Annotated in this window: 1 protein-coding gene; it reads left to right on the top strand. The window is 46.3% G+C overall.

Going from position 1 to position 1,459, the window contains the following annotated elements:
• The first annotated feature begins 172 nt into the window (after positions 1–172).
• The gene (locus tag LK536_RS58400; RefSeq protein WP_506092291.1) at positions 173–1,321 is read left to right on the top strand and encodes an ISL3 family transposase; all 1,149 of its coding nucleotides are present in this window, start codon (positions 173–175) and stop codon (positions 1,319–1,321) included.
• The last annotated feature ends 138 nt before the right edge of the window (positions 1,322–1,459 follow it).

Raw genomic sequence — 1,459 nt, 5'->3', positions numbered from 1 at the left:
GGTTCTATACTGAATGTTGGGGTGTGCTGAAAAGCACACTTCCAACATTCTTTTGATTGTAATAAAATACATCTATAAGAAGCCTCCCAAACCCATTATTCCGACCAAAGTTTAATGTTATGGAGGTGACCCCTTATAGATGTACCCTAATTATACCAAGGCTTTCCTTAACTTGGAAGGTATTTTTATTAAAAAAGTGGTTCAGGCAGACTCTTTCATTAAAATTTTCATCCAGTCCCAACCGGTAGAACAGACTTGCCCCTGCTGTGGGGCTAATACAAAACGGATTCATGATTACCGTTTACAAGAGGTCCAGGACATTCCCTTACTGGGAAAACAAGTTATCCTGCTCCTTCGCAAACGCCGCTACCTCTGCCCATACTGCCGCAAACGGTTCACGGAACCCTATTCGTTCCTCCCCAGATACCACCGCAGGACCCGCAGGCTGGCATTTTACATTGTCTCCCTGCTCCGGCAGACCTTTTCCTTAAAACAGATTGCAGAGCTTACCGGTGTTTCCGTCCAGACGGTCTGCCGCCTTCTGGACACGATTTGCTATCCTCCGCCTGACCAGCTTCCGCAAGCGCTTTCCATTGACGAATTCAAAGGCAATGCTTCTACCGGTAAATATCAGTGCATTCTGGTTGATCCGAAAAAGCGCAGGATCCTCGACATTCTCCCGGATCGGACCCAGAGCCATCTGGCTGATTATTGGCGGAACATTCCCAGGAAAGAACGCCTGAAGGTAAAGTTCTTCGTCTGCGATATGTGGCGCCCCTACACCGAACTTGCACAGACCTTCTTTCCAAACGCTACAATCATCGTGGATAAATATCATTTCATCCGGCAGGTGACATGGGCGATTGAAAATGTACGCAAACGACTGCAGCGGTCCATGCCGGTTTCTCTGCGTAAGTATTATAAACGCAGCCGGAAACTCATTCTGACCCGCTATAAAAAGCTGAAGGATGAGAACAAACAGGCCTGTGATTTAATGCTTCACTATAGCGAGGATCTACGTCTGGCACACCGGATGAAAGAGTGGTTCTATGATATCTGCCAGATGGAAGCGTATCGTCAGCAGCAGAAGGAATTTGATGACTGGATTGCGAATGCACAGAGCTGTGGGATCAAGGAATTTGAAGCCTGTGCTAAGACCTACAGGGCCTGGCGAAAAGAAATCCTGAATGCCTTTAAATACGGGTTGACAAATGGTCCCACAGAAGGATTTAACAACAAGATAAAGGTATTAAAACGGAGCAGCTACGGAATCCGGAATTTCAAACGGTTCCGAACCCGGATACTTCACTGTACATCATAGGATAAAAAGGTCGGTAATGCGGAGGCTTATTTGGCATGCCCAAAATCAGTAAAACCTGGAACTAAACATAAAAAGGGCCCTTTTCATAGAATTGGGGCGGGATTTTACAAATCCCACCCCAACTATTGACAAAGAGCC

It is taken from the genome of Clostridium pacaense, from assembly GCF_020709765.2.
Classification (GTDB): domain Bacteria; phylum Bacillota; class Clostridia; order Lachnospirales; family Lachnospiraceae; genus Enterocloster; species Enterocloster hominis.
Note: the sequence above shows the minus strand (reverse complement) of the source record. Positions and strands in the feature narration are given on the sequence as shown.